Origin of the sequence: Aeromonas sp. Y318-3, from assembly GCF_027706185.1 — a bacterium.
GTDB classification, from domain to species: Bacteria; Pseudomonadota; Gammaproteobacteria; order Enterobacterales; family Aeromonadaceae; genus Aeromonas; species Aeromonas veronii.
In genome coordinates, this window is sequence record NZ_JAPDCN010000021.1 from 37,745 (window position 1) to 55,698 (window position 17,954).

General features: G+C 57.5%; 15 protein-coding genes. 5 read left to right on the forward strand and 10 right to left on the reverse strand.

All coding sequences use genetic code 11. From position 1 onward, the window contains the following. From livG to OKB77_RS21285, 4 genes are all read right to left on the reverse strand, one after another. A complete protein-coding gene (gene livG / locus OKB77_RS21270; RefSeq protein WP_005339435.1) occupies positions 1–774 on the reverse strand; it encodes a high-affinity branched-chain amino acid ABC transporter ATP-binding protein LivG in 774 nt (257 codons plus the stop codon). Then, positions 771–2,039 carry a high-affinity branched-chain amino acid ABC transporter permease LivM gene (locus OKB77_RS21275; RefSeq protein ID WP_005355922.1) on the reverse strand — a complete coding sequence of 423 codons (1,269 nt, stop codon included), beginning with the start codon at positions 2,037–2,039 and terminating at the stop codon, positions 771–773. Before OKB77_RS21275 ends, livG begins: the two co-directional genes overlap by 4 nt. Beyond that, positions 2,039–2,965, reverse strand: coding sequence for a high-affinity branched-chain amino acid ABC transporter permease LivH (livH, locus tag OKB77_RS21280; protein WP_005339439.1), 927 nt, complete (start codon positions 2,963–2,965; stop codon positions 2,039–2,041). Before livH ends, OKB77_RS21275 begins: the two co-directional genes overlap by 1 nt. 66 nt (positions 2,966–3,031) lie before the next feature. Further along, the gene (locus tag OKB77_RS21285) at positions 3,032–4,153 is read right to left on the reverse strand and encodes a branched-chain amino acid ABC transporter substrate-binding protein (RefSeq protein WP_005339442.1); all 1,122 of its coding nucleotides are present in this window, start codon (positions 4,151–4,153) and stop codon (positions 3,032–3,034) included. Positions 4,154–4,587: 434 nt separating this feature from the next. Between OKB77_RS21285 and OKB77_RS21290 the strand changes: the two genes are divergently transcribed. Beyond that, positions 4,588–5,592 carry a substrate-binding domain-containing protein gene (locus OKB77_RS21290; protein WP_005355925.1) on the forward strand — a complete coding sequence of 335 codons (1,005 nt, stop codon included), beginning with the start codon at positions 4,588–4,590 and terminating at the stop codon, positions 5,590–5,592. 64 nt (positions 5,593–5,656) lie between these two features. Here the strand turns inward: OKB77_RS21290 and OKB77_RS21295 are convergent, their stop codons facing one another. Next, on the reverse strand, positions 5,657–6,982 hold the full coding sequence (locus tag OKB77_RS21295) for a 6-phospho-alpha-glucosidase (RefSeq protein WP_232489819.1): 1,326 nt from the start codon (positions 6,980–6,982) through the stop codon (positions 5,657–5,659). Continuing rightward, positions 6,979–8,568: an alpha-glucoside-specific PTS transporter subunit IIBC gene (locus OKB77_RS21300; protein ID WP_236289627.1), complete on the reverse strand. Its 1,590-nt coding sequence runs from the start codon at positions 8,566–8,568 to the stop codon at positions 6,979–6,981. The genes OKB77_RS21295 and OKB77_RS21300 overlap by 4 nt, the downstream gene beginning before the upstream one ends. Before the next feature lie 282 nt (positions 8,569–8,850). Here OKB77_RS21300 and OKB77_RS21305 point away from each other — a divergent pair, with 282 nt between their 5' ends. After that, positions 8,851–9,555, forward strand: coding sequence for a GntR family transcriptional regulator (locus tag OKB77_RS21305; RefSeq protein WP_236289605.1), 705 nt, complete (start codon positions 8,851–8,853; stop codon positions 9,553–9,555). A 219-nt stretch (positions 9,556–9,774) separates the two neighbouring features. Next, positions 9,775–12,039: a methyl-accepting chemotaxis protein gene (locus OKB77_RS21310; RefSeq protein ID WP_265776452.1), complete on the forward strand. Its 2,265-nt coding sequence runs from the start codon at positions 9,775–9,777 to the stop codon at positions 12,037–12,039. 74 nt (positions 12,040–12,113) lie between these two features. Here OKB77_RS21310 and OKB77_RS21315 read toward each other — a convergent pair whose 3' ends face one another. After that, a complete protein-coding gene (locus OKB77_RS21315) occupies positions 12,114–12,608 on the reverse strand; it encodes a DM13 domain-containing protein (protein WP_236297792.1) in 495 nt (164 codons plus the stop codon). 113 nt (positions 12,609–12,721) lie between these two features. Continuing rightward, on the reverse strand, positions 12,722–13,486 hold the full coding sequence (locus tag OKB77_RS21320) for an EAL domain-containing protein (protein WP_270818463.1): 765 nt from the start codon (positions 13,484–13,486) through the stop codon (positions 12,722–12,724). A 485-nt stretch (positions 13,487–13,971) separates the two neighbouring features. On the opposite strand from OKB77_RS21320, the gene OKB77_RS21325 reads away from it, so the two are divergent. Continuing rightward, positions 13,972–14,298 (forward strand): hypothetical protein, encoded by a 327-nt coding sequence (locus OKB77_RS21325; RefSeq protein WP_152524098.1) that lies wholly within the window; start codon positions 13,972–13,974, stop codon positions 14,296–14,298. Continuing rightward, the gene (locus OKB77_RS21330; protein WP_152524099.1) at positions 14,298–14,672 is read left to right on the forward strand and encodes a hypothetical protein; all 375 of its coding nucleotides are present in this window, start codon (positions 14,298–14,300) and stop codon (positions 14,670–14,672) included. The genes OKB77_RS21325 and OKB77_RS21330 overlap by 1 nt, the downstream gene beginning before the upstream one ends. A 172-nt stretch (positions 14,673–14,844) precedes the next feature. Here the strand turns inward: OKB77_RS21330 and glyS are convergent, their stop codons facing one another. Both glyS and glyQ read right to left on the reverse strand, forming a co-directional pair. Next, a complete protein-coding gene (gene glyS, locus OKB77_RS21335; RefSeq protein WP_265776455.1) occupies positions 14,845–16,914 on the reverse strand; it encodes a glycine--tRNA ligase subunit beta in 2,070 nt (689 codons plus the stop codon). 9 nt (positions 16,915–16,923) lie between these two features. Next, positions 16,924–17,847 carry a glycine--tRNA ligase subunit alpha gene (gene glyQ / locus OKB77_RS21340; RefSeq protein ID WP_005339464.1) on the reverse strand — a complete coding sequence of 308 codons (924 nt, stop codon included), beginning with the start codon at positions 17,845–17,847 and terminating at the stop codon, positions 16,924–16,926. Positions 17,848–17,954: the final 107 nt, after the last annotated feature.

Consider the following 17,954-nt stretch of genomic DNA (forward strand, 5'->3'; position numbering starts at 1 on the left):
TTACGACTCGCCCAGATAGGCCTTGATCACTGCCGGGTTGTTACGGATCTCATCCGGCTTGCCATGGGCCAGCGGGGTGCCCTGGCTGACCACGAAGATGCGGTTGGAGATGCCCATCACCAGCTTCATATCGTGCTCGATCAGCAGCACCGAGACCCCGAACTCGTCCCGCAGGCTCATGATCAGCTCATCCAGCTCGTCGGTCTCCTTCGGGTTGAGACCGGCGGCCGGTTCGTCCAGCATCAGCAGCTCGGGACGGGTCGCCATGCAGCGGGCGATCTCGAGGCGGCGCTGCTGACCGTAGGCCAGATTACCGGCGGCGCGGTTGGCAAGATCTTTGAGGCCCACTTTATCCAGCCAGAAGGCGGCCCGCTCCAGCCCCTCCTGTTCCGCCCGGCGGAAGGCCGGGGTCTTGAACAGACCGGCGATAAAGCTGGTGTTGAGGTGCTGGTGCTGGGCAACCAGCAGGTTCTCCACCGCTGTCATCTCCTTGAACAGCCGCACGTGCTGGAAGGTACGCACAATCCCCTTGCGGGCGATGAGATGGCCGGGCAGCCCCTGGATCTCCTCACCCTTGTAGCGGATGGTGCCGCCGCTCGGACAGTAGAAGCCGGTCAGGCAGTTGAAGATGGTGGTCTTGCCCGCACCGTTGGGGCCGATGATGGAGATCACCTCGCCCTTGTCGATATCCAGTTTGACCCCGTTGACGGCCAGCAGGCCCCCGAAGCGCATCGACAGATCAGAGACTTCCATTAACTTCTGATGTGTACTCATTTCTTCAACTCCAGATGCGGACGGGTCATCGGCAGCAATCCCTGTGGCCGCCAGATCATCATGAACACCATCAAGAGGCCGAACATCAGCATGCGATACTCGTTGAACTCGCGGGCCAGCTCCGGCAGCACCGTCATCACGATGGCAGCCAGCACCACCCCGATCTGGGAGCCCATGCCACCCAGCACCACAATCGCCAGCACAATGGCCGATTCGATAAAGACGAAGGATTCCGGGCTGATAAAGCCCTGCCGCGAGGCAAAGAAGCTGCCGGCAAAGCCCGCGAAGGTGGCGCCTATGGTGAAGGCGGTCAGCTTGATGATGGTGGGGTTGAGCCCCAGCGATTTGCAGGCGATTTCGTCCTCCCGCAGCGCTTCCCAGGCGCGGCCAAGGGGCATCCGCAGCAGGCGGTTGATGACAAACAGGGTCACCACCACCAGCACCAGCGCCATCAGGTAGAGGAAGATCACCTTGTGGTTGGCGTTGTAGGTAATGCCGAAGAAGTTGTGGAAGGTATCAAAGCCCCCATCCTTGACGGTGCGGTTGAACTCCAGCCCCCCCAGCGTCGGCTTGGGGATGCCGGATATGCCGTTCGGGCCGCCGGTCAGGGTGGTCATATTGTTGAGCAGGATGCGGATGATCTCGCCAAAACCCAGAGTGACGATGGCCAGATAGTCCCCCCGCAGCCGCAGCACCGGGAAACCGAGCAGGAAGCCGAAGGTAGCGGCCATGAGCCCGGCGATGGGCAGGCACTCCCAGAAGCTCAGTCCGAAGTAGGTGTTGAGCAGGGCATAGCTGTAGGCACCGACCGCATAGAAGCCGACATAGCCGAGATCGAGCAGACCGGCGAGGCCGACCACTACGTTCAGCCCCAGCCCCAGCATGATGTAAATCAGGGTGAGGGTGGCGAGATCGATGGCGCCGCGAGAGGCCATAAAGGGCCAGCTCACCGCGAACAGCAGCACCAGCACTGCGGTGAGGTTATAGAGCTTGGGCGCCTCTTCCGGGCTCGGTAGCACCAGCTTGGTGAAGCCGACCGAGAAACCGCTGATGGAGGCCTGAAACAGCTTGGCAATCTGGCCGCGCAGCATCTGGAACCAGAAAACGAGGGTGGCCCCCCCCAGCAGCCAGGCCAGCGACACATCGAGGCGGCTCACTACCTGCAGGCTGGAGCCATCGGTCTCCAGCTTGAAGCCGAGCAGCCAGAAAGAGAGCACCAGCAGCACCAGGCTGGCGATACAGGCGTGGATAAATTGATGTTTCATCACACTTTCTCCACTTCCGGACGACCCAGGATGCCGGTCGGCATAAAGAGCAGCACAAAAATGAGCAGGGCAAACGCCATCACATCCTTGTACTCGGTGCTGAGATAACCGGCGGTGAGCGCTTCAACCACGCCGAGCAGCAGGCCGCCCAGTACGGCGCCCGGAATGCTGCCGATACCGCCCAATACAGCGGCAGTGAAGGCCTTCAGCCCGGCCATAAAGCCGAGGTAGGGATTGATGACGCCGTAATACATGCCGAGCAGCACCCCGGCGACGGCGGCCAGCGCAGCCCCCAGTACGAAGGTGATGGAGATGACCACGTGGGTGTCGATCCCCAGCAGGTTGGCCATCTTGATATCTTCCGAACAGGCGCGGCAGGCGCGGCCCATGCGGGAGCGGCCGATGAACTGGGTCAGCGCCAGCATGGTGATGAAAGTCACCACGAAGATGATCAGCTGCATATAGGAGAGGCTGGCCTGAAAACCATCTTCACCCCCCAGGGTCCAGCCACCTGAGATTAGGCTGGGCATGGCGATATCCCGCGAGCCCTGCGCCATCCGCATCATGTTCTGCAAGAAGATCGACATGCCGATGGCGGAGATGAGAGGGATCAGCCGGTTGCCACCGCGCAGTGGCCGGTAGGCGACCCGCTCGATGCTCCAGCCATAGGTGCCGGTGATGATAATACTGACCAGGAAGGCGCCCCCCAGCAGCAAAAAGGTGCTGTCGATGCCCATCATCATGAGCCCCGCCATCACCATAAAAGCGACATAGGAGCCGATCATGTAAACCTCGCCGTGGGCGAAGTTGATCATGCCGATGATGCCATAGACCATGGTGTAGCCAATGGCGATCAACGCATAGGTGCTGCCTATGGTTAATCCGTTCAGCAGTTGCTGAACCAGATAGAGGAGGTGTTCGGACATACTGCGTTCCCTGTACTTGCCCGCAAAGAGAGGAGGGGGTGAGCGTACTCACCCCCGATCGGCAGATTATTTGACTTGGCTGGAAGTACCGTCAGCGTGCCACTGGAACACACCGAATTCGAAGCCTTTCAGGTCACCATTCGGTGCCCAGGTCAGAGGGCCCATCACGGTATCGATCGGTGCGGCCTTGATGGCGGCGGCAACGGCGGCCGGGTCATCTTCACCCGCCTTGGCGATACCGGCTGCCAGGGTTTGCACCGCGGCATAGGTAGTCCAGACGAACGGGCCGGAGGAGTCCTGACCCTTGGCCTTGAACGCCGCCACCAGCGGGGCGTTGGCAGGCACCAGATCGTATTTGTTCGGCAGGGTCACCAGCAGGCCTTCGGAAGCCGGGCCACCGATGGCGGAGATATCCTTGTTACCCACCCCTTCCGGGCCCATGAACTTGGCTTTCAGCCCCTTCTCGCCAGCCTGACGCAGGATCAGGCCCAGCTCAGGGTGATAGCCGCCGTAGTAGACGAAATCGACGTTCTCTTTCTGCAGTTTGGCGATCAGGGCGGAGAAGTCCTTGTCACCGGCGGTGATCCCTTCAAAGGCCACCACTTTCACACCAGCCTTGTCGAGCGCCGCTTTGACGCTGGAAGCGATCCCTTCACCGTACTGCTTCTTGTCGTGGATAACGGCCACGCGCTGGGGTTTGACCTGCTCGATGATGTACTTGGCGGCAGTCGGGCCCTGATCGCTATCCAGGCCGATGGTGCGCAGGGTCAGCTGGTAACCGCGCTCGGTGATCTTGGGGTTGGTGGAGGCGGGGGTGACCATCAGGATCCCCTCGTCTTCATAGATGTCGGAGGCGGGCAGGGTGTTGTCGGAGCAGAGGTGACCGACCACGAACTTGACGCCGTCATTCACCACCTTGTTGGCAACGGCCACCGCCTGTTTGGGATCGCAGGCATCGTCATAGACGACCGCTTCGATCTGCTTGCCATTAATGCCGCCAGCCTTGTTGATCTGCTCTACCGCCATCTTGCCGCCGGTGAACTGCATGTCCCCGTACTGGGCGACCGGGCCTGTGACCGGGCCTGCGATACCTATCTTGATGGTGTCTGCCGCGTGGGCGATGGAGATCGATCCAAACAGAGCCAAAGAAACCGCTGCGCCAACTGTGATTTTGCTCAACTTATGCATTGATTCGTCCCTTAATCAGTGGATTGTTTCATTTCCGTGTGCCATTCCGGATCTACATCCCGTGCATCCGGCTATAGGTATGGTTCTATCATTCCTCACGGGGCAATAACAAGCTGTTAAAGATACTAACCAGAGGGGGTTGGATGGGTGGATTTTGAAATAAATGACCTGTTATTTTAGGCTAATCAGAGCTTAATTTTGATTTGTTGACTTAACATCTTGGTAACGAGAGGCGATTATGACAAACGCCAGAGGATTAATCTGGCGATATTTTACTCTGACAGCGCTCCCATTTTGACCACAATCCATTTGCGCAAACAGAAATGAGCGCCTAAATTAGCCGGCATTGACAATTCCGTGGCAGAGCTCGTTAAAACCAAGCCTTTATTCGGGAAATCTGCTAATGTTCCGCCTTTGACAGTCAGGAGACAGAGATGGCCACTATCAAGGATGTCGCCTCGCGCGCAGGCGTATCCATCTCCACCGTCTCACATGTGCTCAACCACACTCGGCGGGTCAGCGAAGACGCGACCCAGAAAGTGATTGAGGCGGTGGCAGAACTCAACTACGCGCCCAACTCGGTAGCGCGCAGTCTTAAAATAAATTCGACCAAGACCATTGGCATGCTGGTTACCACCAGCGTAAACCCCTTCTTCGCAGAAGTGGTGCAAGGGGTTGAAGCGTACTGCTTCGAACAGGGCTACAGCCTGATCCTCTGCAACACCGAAAACCAGCCGCCTCGCCAACAGCATTATCTGAGAATGCTGATGGAAAAACGGGTGGATGGACTGCTGGTATTGGGTACCGATATCGACACCCCGTTGCGCGACATGCTGCGCATCCACAAGAACGTGCCGCAGGTGGTACTGGATTGGGGCACGGAGTGCGATTTCGCCAACGTCATCAACGACAACGCCCGCATCGGCGCCCGCATGGCCGTACGCCATCTGCTGGAGCTGGGACACCGCGACATCGTCTGCATCACTGGCCAGCTCTCCAAGCCGACCACCCAGCAGCGACTGGACGGAGTACGTGATGCGCTGGGCGAGCACGGTCTGACCCTCAAAGATGAACAGGTCTTTGAAGGGGACTACGAGAGCCAGAGCGGCTTCGATGCCATGCAGCGCATCCTGGCCCTGCAGCCTCGTCCGACCGCGGTCTTTGCCTTCGACGATCCCATGGCGATCGGCGCGATTTGCGCTGCCTGGGAAGCGGGAGTCAAGGTGCCGGACGATATCTCCATCATCGGCTACGACGATGTGGAGATGGCGCGCTTCTCCAGCCCGCCGCTGACCACCATCCGTCACCCGAAGGCCGAACTGGGCCAGCTGGCGGTGAAGCATCTGGTCAGCCGGATCCGCAACAAGGAGCTGGAAGTGGAGTCGATGACGGTACAGCCCGAGCTGATCGTCCGTCGCTCGGTCAAACCGCTGCGTTAATCCGCACCCGTTGCCAACACGAAAAACCCCCTCTGTCACGAGGGGGTTTTTGTTTATGGGCGGTTTATTTCAGTTCCGGCCAGTAGGCTTTGTTGGCCTTTATCAAGTCATCGAGAATGGACTTGGCCACCGATGCACTGGGCACTGTCTTGGAGAGGGTGATGGCTTGCCACAGTTTCTGGTAAGAGTGCTCAACCCAGGCTTCGACCACCAGTTTCTCGACCGCGACCTGCTGGCCCATCATGCCCTGCTGGAACAGCGGGATGCTGCCCACCTGCAGCGGCTCTGGTCCGCTGCTGCCGACCAGGCAGGGGATCTCGACCATGGCTTCCGGGTCAAAGTTGGGGATGGCGCCGCGATTGGGAACGATCAGCAGCATCCGCTCTTGGGTGTTGAAGGCGATGGCGGTTGCCAGGTCAACGATATAGGAGGCGTGTTCATCGATCTCCAGCTCGCCCGCTGCTGAATTGCCTGCCTTGACGATGTCGGTACAGGCGGTGAAGACCTGCTTCTCGCGGTGCTCCATCACCTCGTTGGCGCGGGTGTGTTCCGGGTTGGAGTGGGCCACCACATAGTCCGGGTAGAGGTAGTACTTCAGATAGGTGTTGGGCAGGGTATCCGGGTCGAGCGCCCATACATCCTTTGCCTTGGCGAAGGTATCGTTCCAGCTTGCTTCGGCATGGCTGGCGCTATTGGGCACATAGCCGTGGCGGGCGACGTGCTCCTTGATCTTCGGCATCAGGTCGTTGCCTTCCAGATCTTCGATGCGGGTCCACCAGCCAAAGTGGTTGAGGCCGTAATAGCGTACCCGCATCTCTTTGCGGGATTTGAGACCGGCAATCTGGGCCATGCGCCCCTCGATCCCGATCGGCATGTCGCAGATGTTGAGGATTTTGGCGTTGGGACGCAGGCGACGGGTCGCTTCGGCGACGATGGCGGCCGGGTTGGAGTAGTTGAGCATCCAGGCATTGGGTGAGTACTGCTCCATATAGTCGACCAGCTCCAGCACCCCGCCGATGGAGCGCATGCCGTAGGCGATACCGCCCGGGCCGCAGGTCTCCTGACCGACCACGCCATGACGCAGCGGGATCTTCTCGTCCAGCTCGCGCATCGGATATTTGCCAACCCGGATATGGGCCATGACGAAATCTACATCGCTAAACGCTGCTTTGGGGTCGGTGCCATAGCTGAAGGCGATCTCGGGAGCCTTCTCTTTCAGCAGGATTTTGCAGGCTTCGGCGATGATCTCCTGACGGGCACCATCGTTGTCGTAGAATTTGATCTCCTTGAGCGGGAAGCGATGTTGATTTTCCAGCAACATCAGAACGATACCAGGAGTAAAAGTGCTGCCACCACCGGCAATGACTACAGAGAATTTTTTCATGATCATGACTCCATTACTAAAGACGATTGTTGATGACTGTTGTTCATAATCGATTCCATATTTTCACGTACCTGAGGTACATGCAGACCGATAATTACCTGGATACTATCGCCATGGCGGACGACACCATGGGCCCCTAATTTAATAAACGCCTCATCTGCAGCGGCTAGCTTGCTGTTAACCAGCGATATTCTTAAGCGCGTGGCACAATTATTCAGACTGCGTATATTTTTAACTCCACCAAGCGCTTCGATAATTTGTGTTGCACTATCACTGCTACGCTGATTTTTGGCTGCCTGATAATCTGACTTGGAATAAAGCTTTATTTCACTGTCTTCCCGGCCAGGTGTTTTAAGATTGAGCCTGATAATCAGCGCGCGGAATATCAGGAACCAGATTCCGGTAAAGACCAACCCGATAGCGATCTGGGTGAACATCATTCCCGCATGGTTGTGGAACATGGGTATCCAGTTCTGCGGCAGGAACTGGTCGAGCAGACCTCCACCCATGTTGCCGACCACACCAAACAGGTACATCACAGTCGACATGGTGGCTGCCAGCAGGGCGTGGATGGCAAACAGCAGCGGCGAGATGAAGAGGAAGGTGAACTCCAGCGGCTCGGTGATACCGACCAGAATGGCGGTCAGGGTGGCCGGGATCAGCAGGCCTGCCACCTTGGCCTTGTTCTCTTTGGCTGCCGTGGCATAGATGGCCAGAGCAATCCCCATGGCACCGAAAATCTTCGAGTTGCCGTGCAGGGCAAAGCCACCCTGAGGGAACTGTTCAATCAGCGGGCGAGTGCTCTGGCTGAACTCCAGCATGTGCTGTGCCCAATAGAGCTGAATGCCCCCCTCTACTGCCGCTGGACCGAAGATGAAGGGGCCGTAGATAAAGTGATGCAGGCCGGTCGGGATCAAAATCCGCTCGAGGAAGGTGTATACCCACACCCCGACCGGACCCGAGACCAGCATGAAATTCTGCAGGGAGGCGATGCCCATCTGTACTTTTGGCCAGCCAAGCAGGGTCAGCCAGGCGCAGGGGATCATCACGAAGAAGGCGACAATGGTGACAAAGGAGCTGCCCTGAAAGATGCCGAGAAAGACCGGCAGTTGGCGATCAAACAGGCGGTTGTGCAGTGCCGTCACGATGCCGGAGATGACGATGGCCCCTATGATGCTGGTATCCAGGGTCTTGATCCCCGCCACCATGGCGAGGCCACTTTCCCCCCCCACATCCTGACTGAAGTCGACCCCGAAATAACTGCCCCAGGTCATGCCCATGGCGTTGATAAAATAGTTCCAGGTCATGAAACTGACCAATACAGCCAGACAAGCTCTAGCTTGTGCCTTATTTGCCAGACCGATTGGCAGGCCAATCGCAAATATGAGCGGCATATTTCTGAATACTGTCCAGCCACCCTCTTCAATAATATGGATGATCTGGAAGAATAATCCTTGTGGGTTTGCCAGTGATTCACCGACAAACATCGGGTTTTTCAGCATAATTGCAATGCCTACTACCATACCTGCAAAAGGAAAAAGCAGTACAGGAGTGAACATTGCTCCGCCAAAACGTTGAATTTGACTGAGCATATATTGTCCCTTGGTTGAAATAGCTAATCGAATCCTTGCCGGTGTTGCCAGATGCAAATTAGCAACGATAAAAAGAGACCTCATGAAATATCTTGGAATAATGTGATCTGACGCATGCAGTTATTTAGACAAAGATGTCTAACTTTTGCGATATTGTTGTACCTCTTGGTTTCGTGATGTTCTTGCAGCTTTAGTTGAAAGTTAAGTTATTGTTTTTAAGCAATTTAACCACTTGATTAAGAATAAGATGGTTGGCGTTGTGACCACAGGAGATGTCTAGCAGTGATCTATAAATCGGTGGCTGATCGACTCAGGATCAGGGTAAACGGTGCCGAGTGCCGGGTGGGAGATGTGTTGCCGGGCGAAAAAGCGCTGGCAGAACAGTATGGTGTCTCCCGCATGACCATTCGCAAAGCGGTAGACATGTTGATCGAGTGGGGATTGGTCGAGCGGCGCCACGGCAGCGGCACCTATGTGACGAAAAAGGATGTCCAGCATGAGACCAAAGGGCTGAGCGGGTTTACCGAACTGATGCGCGAGCAGGGGCGCACGTTGACCAGCCAGGTGTTGGAATTTCGCACCATGCCTGCGCCACCGGCCATCGCCAGTCAGCTGAGGGTGAAGGTGAATGAACCCGTCTATTACTCCAGCCGGATCCGCTCGGTGGATGGTCGGGCTCTGCTGCTGGAAGAGAGCTATATGCCGGTCAGACTGTTTCGCAATCTGTCGGTCGCCCATCTGGAAGGGTCCAAATTCGACTACATCGAACGGGAGTGTGGCATCGCGATTGCGGGTAACTATGAGTGCTTCAGTGCCGTGCTGGCGGATCGGGTTACTGCCGAGCTGCTCCATATCGAGCAGGGGACCCCTATCCTGCGGCTCACCTCGCTCTCATACAGCGAGAGCGGAGAGTTCCTCAACTACTCCATCATGTTCCGCAATGGTAACGACTACCATGTCGACTACCACCTGCACCGTTTTCGTTAATCCGCTCGCCAGCCTGCGGGTTGGTTATTGGCTGGATGCAGGGCCTCTCACGAAGCAGGGAATGGCCCTCTATCTGGTGGATTTTCCCCCCGTTTGACCCACCTCGCATTTTGCTTGTTAATCGTTTGATCAATATCAACAAAGGGTTAAGTTCTGATGGACTCCCGACTTAACCGTTCCATCCTGTAGGTTGGGTATGACTGTCAAGGATGGTGTCTTATGTTCCCCCCTCGCAAGCTGGGTCACCAGATCACGCTGCTGGCAATCGGCGGCATCGTATTGCTCGCCGTGGTGCTGCTTACCTTTAATCTGTTTGAAAATCGCCAGCGGGCGCTCGCGGCCGAGCAGGCTGCACTGCGGAGCCAGCTCCAGAACGTGGAAGCGGTGATCAAAAACACCAGCCATGAAACCGTGCTGGCGGCAACTCTGATTGCCCAGCGGCCGGATGCAGCAAAGGCGGTGGCCGACAAGGATTGGCAGACCCTCGCCAATCTGTTTGATCCGCTCTGGCCCGCCATCAAGGCGCAGGGGATCGAGCAGTTCCAGTTCCACCTGCCGCCAGCCACCTCTCTCTATCGGGTACACAAGCCGGAAAAACACGGTGATGACCTCTCTGCCATTCGCCCCACTGTGGTTGAGGTGAATCGTGAGCATCATGCCGTTGGCGGGCTGGAGATTGGCGTGGCTGGTACCGGTTTGCGCGGGGTCGTGCCGGTCACCTTCAACGGGCAGCCGGTCGGTTCGGTGGAGTTCGGTCGTGCCCTGGATGAAAAGCTGTTTGGCCAACTGCTGGACAAGCAGGTACAGCTCGCCATCTATCTGTTTGAGCAGGGCAAGCTGGTGACGCTGGTTGGCACATCCCGGCTTGGTGAGGTGATGGAGTGGTATCAGCCAGTACTGGCCGGTGAGGAACGCTTCGTCAATATGACGCAGCAGGGGAGTGATTTGCTGTTGATGGCAGCGCCTCTGCGCGATTACTCCGGCAAGGCGGTCGGTATCATCGAGTTGACCCGGGATCACAGTCTGGTCGCGGCCGATCTGGCTCGTCAGGGCTGGCAGATGGCGATCATCTCTCTGGTAGGGGCTCTGGTGATTGCCATGGTGATGGCGTTCGCTCTCAATCGCATCAATCGTCCGCTGCTCGACAGCGTCAAGGCGCTGGAGGCGCTGGCCAATGGCTCCGGCGATCTCGGCAGCAAGCTGCCGGTGGCGGGACCGGAGGAGATCCGCCGCCTCGGGTCGGCGTTCAATGGCTTTGTTGCCAAGATCCGCAACACCATCAGCCAGCTCACCGCGACACTGGGCGAACTGGCTGGCGAGAGTGAGCGGTTGTCGCGCAGTGCGGCCGGCAACCTTGGCAGCATGACGCGCCAGCAGGAGCAGACCACCCAGCTCGCCACCGCCATGACCGAGATGACCAGCACGGTACACGAGGTGGCCAACAACACGGCGCAGGCGGCCGAGGCGGCCAACGAAGCGGACAATCAGGCGGTCACCGGTGATGAGGTGGTGCAGCAGAGCGTCAACATGATCGAACAGCTGGCGGAGGAGATCGCCAGCGCGGGCAACACGGTGAAAGAGGTCGCCAAGGCCAGCGAGCAGATTGGCTCTGTGCTGGCGGTGATCCAGTCCATCGCCGAGCAGACCAATCTGCTCGCCCTCAACGCCGCTATCGAGGCGGCCCGGGCCGGCGAACAGGGGCGCGGTTTTGCGGTGGTGGCCGACGAGGTGCGCTCGCTGGCCGGGCGCACCCAGCACTCAACCGCCGAGATCCGCGGCACCATCGAGCAGTTGCAACGGGCGGTGGGCACCACGGTGACCATGATCGAACACAGCGTTTCGCGGGCGGGGGAGTCGGTGGAGCGGGCCAATCAGGCGGGAGAAGCTCTCGGCCGGATCAAGGGGGCGGTCAACAGTATTCGCGACATGAACACCCAGATCGCCGCTGCCTCGGAGGAGCAATCCTCGGTGAGCGACGAGATCACCCGCAATATCGTCAGCGTCCATGAGATCTCCCAGGCCACCACGCTGGTGGCGCGGGATACCGCCCATATCGCCAGCCATGTGGCGACCCTGGTGGACAAGCTAGGGGATCTGGCCGGGCAGTTCCAGGATGGTTCCAACGTGCGGATGGTGCTGAGTCGCGCCCGCGCCGCTCACATGGGCTGGAAGACTCGGGTGCGTGCCTATCTGGATGGGCAGGAGGGGCTGTCGCGCAGCGAGGCGGTCAGTGACAAGGAGTGCCGCCTTGGCCACTGGTACTTCAGCGAAGGGCAGGCATGCTGCGGCGATCAACCCGCCTTCAGGGCGATGGCCGCCCCCCACGCCAGATTGCATCAGGTGATCCAGCAGATTATCGAGCTGAAAAATCAGCACAAGCATGAAGAGGCGGAGGCGCTCTACCGCGAGATCGAGCAGAACTCAGAGCAGGTAGTGGGCTGCATCGATCAGCTGCTGCAGGAGATGACCAAGCCGGAGCGTTAATGACGAGCGGATCGGATAGCCAAAGGGCTGACAGCGATGTCAGCCCTTTTTCATGGTGCGGGTCTGGGGCGAGGTTACTGCTCCGGACGCAGATCCTGATAACGGGCGGCGGTGATGAACTGGCCGAAGGTTTCACACCAGACGATCACGCTGCTGTAGCGGGCCGGGTCGATCGTGGCGGGCAGCGGCACGATAAAGTTGTCGAAGGTCTTCACCGGCCCGACTCGCACCATCTGATCCTTGAGGCGGGCAAAATCGGCTTCGGTCTCGACAAACTCGGGGGAGAGGTAGAGCTGGTAGTCCGGCCCGGGGGCCAGCTTGCCCATCAGACTGATGGCATCCTGCCCTATGCTCACCTTGCCTTCCCCCCAGTGCAGCCGATCGCTGTCTTTCAGATCCCGGCGAAAGGTGCCGTGGAATCTCGCTTGCTGCTGGCTGGCCGCTACCAGCTCGGTATCAGGGGCGGGTGGCGCGATCAGGATTGGTAGGGTGTAGACACCGGCGGCAAACCCTGCCGCCGCGACCAGCAGATGGGTGCCCAGCAGCAGGGCCATGGTTTTGCGTTTCATGATATCTCGGTCGTTGATGAACAGGTGCCAGCATCATAGCAGTGGTGCTGGCTAAACCGCTTGTCATCCAGCGCAATGGAGCCGGATGTTTGCGCAGCTGCGGTTGATATGGCTTACAGGCTGGCGAAATCCACCTCGGGCAGGTTTTCAAAGCCGGGGCGGGCGAACAGGTAGCCCTGCATCAGGCTGACGCCCATCTCCCGCAGGCAGGCCATCTCTTCGCGGGTCTCGATCCCCTCTGCCAGCGGGGTGATCTGCAACTCGGCAAACAGCGCCAGACAGTGGCGCACTATGGCTTGCCGGGTCGGGTCCTGGTCGATGCCGCGCAGCAGGTGCATATCGAGCTTGACGATGTCGGGGTGAAAATCGGCCAGCAGGTTGAGGCCCGAGTAACCGGCGCCAAAGTCATCGATTGCCGTCTTGAAGCCGAGCGCCTGATAGTGATCGACGATACCGCGAAGATGCTGGCTATCCTGCACCTGCTCCACCTCGGTCAGCTCGAACATGATCTGCTCGATGGGGAAGAGGTGCTCGCAGGCCGCCTGCAGGGTGGTGCGAATGCAGCGCTCCGGGCGGTAGACCGCATTGGGCAGAAAGTTGATGCTCAGCATCCCCGTCATCCCGAGCCGGGCCGCCAGCGCGATGGCCTTGATGCGGCACAGCTGATCGAAACGGTAGCGGTTGTCGTCGTTGACCCGGGCAATCACGCTCTGCGCCGGCTCGTTGTTGAGCCCTCGCACCAGCGCCTCGTAGCCGAAGATGGTGCGCTTGCTGCAATCGACGATGGGCTGAAAGGCCATGGTGAAGTCGAAGTCGAGATCTGCTTTCTCCTGACACAGCTGGCAGATGGCGGGGGACGGGGCGGCAGGTATATCCATGACTTTCCTCTTGGGCGTGGCGGCGCTGGGGACTGTCTCATATGATAACAGCTCATCTTTCCCGAGAGGGGTAATTCCGGTGATCGGGTCGGGGATGAGATGGCGCCCGTCTCCCGCCAGTGTTTAAAACCGGCCTGCACCGCATGCGTGATTTACACGAATGTCCGATTACGCCTTCCGGCTAATCGAACCTACTGGTCCTAGTGGAAGGTTCGACTTATGCAGTTAGGAAGAAAAACAGTGAATTTCAATATGGTAAATATGATTCATATCAATAAAGCATTGAAAATATCATCTTTATGATCATCGAGGTCTCCAAAAAGCTAATGAAAGCTGGTAAGGTTAATGACTTGATAATTCAATGCATAATTATTAAATCATATTTTTAATGTTTTTCATGGGGTTGTTTATAATGTAAGGCTGAGTTGCTTTTGCATCGCTGATATTATAAATGCTTGCCAAATAAATATGAAGTGCTATAGGAAATGGAAAAATTAATTTTAATTCTATCGTTATTTCTCTCAGGTTGTATGAGTCCATATTATTGCAGTAAGGAGAAATATGCTGCCGAAAAGGTGAAATATAACTATTTGAAGTGTGGTGGGGCTGTGAGTGCAGATGTTGTTCTTGGTACTCTAGCAATAGTTGGTGTAGTTGCAGCTGCGCAGGGAGGAGGGGGAAGTAGTTCTACCAGCTATGATGGTAATTGTGCTTGCCCGGCAGACTTGGATGCTCAGGGTAACCGTTGTGGATTAAGAAGTGCATATAGTAGAGAAGGTGGAGCATCACCTAGTTGTATCGGACGTTTGTAATGAACATGAAATTTATATTTTCTATATATGCAATGGTCTTGTTGGGCTGTGCAAGGCCAGAGCCAGCAACATTCTCAAATTATTATGTCAATAATGCAGGGGATGCCTCATTATTAATGACACTCGAGTGTTCTGACTACATAAATGCAGTTAACTGCAAAAAAAGGCAAGATGAAATATTACCTTTGGTTATGCTGTCACTTCAAAAGCTTTCAGTGAAAAATAAATCTAAGGCATCTTGTGTTTTCAATGAGTTAACATCATCTAAAGATATTGAAAATAGGTTTTATGATTACGTTCATTCAAATAAACTAACTGAAGATGGTACTGTTTACGCACTTCTTTTGTGGTTTGATGAATTCTCTTGCAATTAATTAAGTTCTGATTTTGAATTTCCCAGAGTTATTTATGTATTTTGCCAGTAATAGGGTTGGTTGAATTTACAGGGTGTATTTGATAAATCATCTTTCAAAGTATGAAGAATATTTTTATATAAAAACGGCGCCGTTAAGGCGCCGTTTTTTTATATCACTTACTCAACCAAGATCACTGCAGCAGGGAGATATCCGCGACTTGCAGGAACAGGTTGCGCAGGTTGTTCAGCAGTGCCAGACGGTTGGCCTTGAGGGCTTCGTCGTCGGCCATCACCATCACTTCGTTGAAGAAGGTGTCGACGGGCTCGCGCAGGGCGGCCAGACGGGTGAGGGCAGCCTGATAGTCACCGGCAGCGAACAGCGGGGCCAGTTCGGCTTGCAGTTCGGCAACCTGGGTGGCCAGCGCCTTCTCGGCGGCATCGACCAGCAGTTCCGGTTTGACGGCAGTCGGCAATTCGCCTTCGACCTTGGCCAGAATGTTGCTCACGCGCTTGTTGGCGGCAGCCAGTGCCAGTGCGGCATCCAGGGTGCGGAAGTGGCTGACGGCCTTGACGCGGCGATCGAAGTCGAGCGGACGGGTCGGGCGGCGGGCCAGTACGGCCAGCACCACGTCGGCACCGATGCCTTCGTCCTGATAGGCGGCGCGGAAGCGGCCCAGCATAAAGTCGACCACGTCGGTAACGACGGTTTTGTTGGTCAGCTTGTCGCCGTAGACGCGTACCGCTTCTTCAACCAGTTCAACCAGATCCAGATCCAGCTGCTTCTCGGTCATGATGCGCAGGGCACCGATGGCGGCGCGACGCAGGGCGAACGGATCCTTGTCACCCTTCGGCAGCATGCCGATGCCGAAGATACCGGCCAGAGTGTCGAACTTGTCGGCCAGCGCGACGGCGCAGGCAACCAGACCGGACGGCAGGGCATCACCGGCAAAGCGCGGCATGTACTGCTCGTTGAGGGCCACGGCCACCGCTTCGTCTTCGCCATCGTGACGGGCGTAGTGCATCCCCATGACACCCTGGGTGTCGGTGAACTCGCCGACCATGTTGGTCATCAGGTCACACTTGGAGAGCAGACCGGCCCGCTTGGCCTGGGCCACATCGGCACCGATACGCTCGGCGATAAAGCCGGCGACGGTCTCGATGCGCTCGACCTTGGCCTTGACGGTGCCCAGCTGTTGCTGGAACAGCACGGTTTCAAGGCGCGGCAGGCGGGAGGCCAGGGTCTGCTTGAGGTCGGTCTTGAAGAAGAACTCGGCGTCTGAGAGACGGGGGCGAACCACCTTCTCGTTGCCGCTGATGATCTGGCTCGGGTCTTTGGACTCGATGTTGGTGACGAAGATGAACTTCGGCAGCAGCTTGCCGTTCTTGTCGTAGACCGGGAAGTACTTCTGGTCACCCTTCATGGTGTGAACCAGCGCTTCAGCCGGCACGGCCAGGAACTTCTCTTCGAAGTTGGCGGTCAGCACCACCGGCCACTCGACCAGTGCGGTCACTTCTTCCAGCAGGGCGTCGTCCAGATCGGCCACGCCACCGAAGGCGGCTGCGGCCGCTTCGACGTCAGCCTTGATCTTGGCCTTGCGCGCCATGAAGTCGGCAATCACCATGCCGCGCTCCTGCAGGATCTGCGGGTACTGGCTGGCGTTGTCGATGGTGAATTCGCTCTCGCCCATAAAGCGGTGGCCGCGAATGGTGCGGGCAGAGTCGATACCCAGAATGTTGGCGGGCACCAGCTCGCCATCCAGCAGCAGGGTCACGGTGAAGACCGGACGCACGAACTGGATGGTCTTGTCGCCCCAGCGCATCATTTTCGGGATCGGCAGTTTGGCCAGCGCCTGGCTAACCAGCTCGCCCAGCAGATCTTTGGCCGGACGGCCTTCTACCTTGGCGGTGTGAACCAGCCACTCGCCCTTGTCGGTGACCAGACGCTCGGCCTGTTCAACGGTGATGCCGTTGCCACGGGCCCAGCCTTCGGCAGCCTTGGTCGGCTTGCCTTCGGCATCGAACGCCTGAGACACGGCCGGGCCGCGCTTCTCGACGCTCTTGCTCGGCTGTTCGCCAGCCAGCTCGCTTACCTTCAGCGCCAGACGGCGCGGTGAGGCAAACCACTCGACGTCGCCGAAGGCCAGATCGGCCTTGGTCAGTTCGGCTTTGAAGTTGTCGGCAAAGGCTTCGGCCAGGGAGCGCAGGGCTTTGGGCGGCAGCTCAGCAGTACCGATCTCTACCAGAAATGTATGTTGTGCCATGTCCGTTCCTTAACCTTGCTTGTTCTCACTGCGCTGACACATAGGGAAGCCCAGCGCTTCGCGGGAGGCGTAGTATGCCTCTGCCACGGCCTTGGTCAGGGTGCGAATGCGCAGGATGTAGCGCTGACGCTCGGTGACCGAGATGGCCTTGCGGGCATCCAGCAGGTTGAAGGAGTGAGCGGCCTTGAGGATGCGCTCGTAGGCAGGCAGCGGCAGCGGTTTTTCCAGTGCCAGCAGATTCTGGGCTTCCTTCTCGTACTGCTCGAAGCAGTGGAACAGGAACTCCACATCGGCGTGTTCGAAGTTGTAGGTGGATTGCTCCACTTCGTTCTGGTGGAACACGTCGCCGTAGGTGGTCTTGCCCAGCGGGCCGTCAGACCAGACCAGATCGTAGACGCTGTCCACGCCCTGAATGTACATGGCCAGACGCTCGAGACCGTAGGTGATCTCGCCGGTGACCGGCTTGCACTCGAGGCCGCCAACCTGCTGGAAGTATGTGAACTGGGTCACTTCCATGCCGTTCAGCCACACTTCCCAACCCAGACCCCAGGCACCCAGAGTCGGGTTTTCCCAGTTGTCTTCCACGAAGCGGATGTCATGGATTTCAGGATCCATGCCCAGCTCTTTCAGGGAGCCCAGATAGAGTTCCTGAATGTTGTCGGGGGAAGGCTTGATGATCACCTGGAACTGGTAGTAGTGCTGCAGGCGGTTCGGGTTTTCACCGTAGCGGCCGTCAGTTGGACGGCGGGACGGTTGCACGTAAGCGCAGGCGATGGGCTCCGGGCCCAGGGCACGCAGACAGGTCATGGGATGGGAAGTACCGGCACCCACTTCCATATCCAGCGGCTGAATGATGGTACAGCCCTGGCGGGACCAATAGTCCTGCAGCTGCAGGATCAGGCCCTGAAAGGTTTTGACATCGAATTTTTGCATAATTTTTTTCGCGCGAAGTGAAAATCAGAGCAAGATTTGCTGAATGTGAACCGAGGGAGTATACCGTCTGGCATGGTCGGATAATAGGCGAAATTGCAGCGGATTCG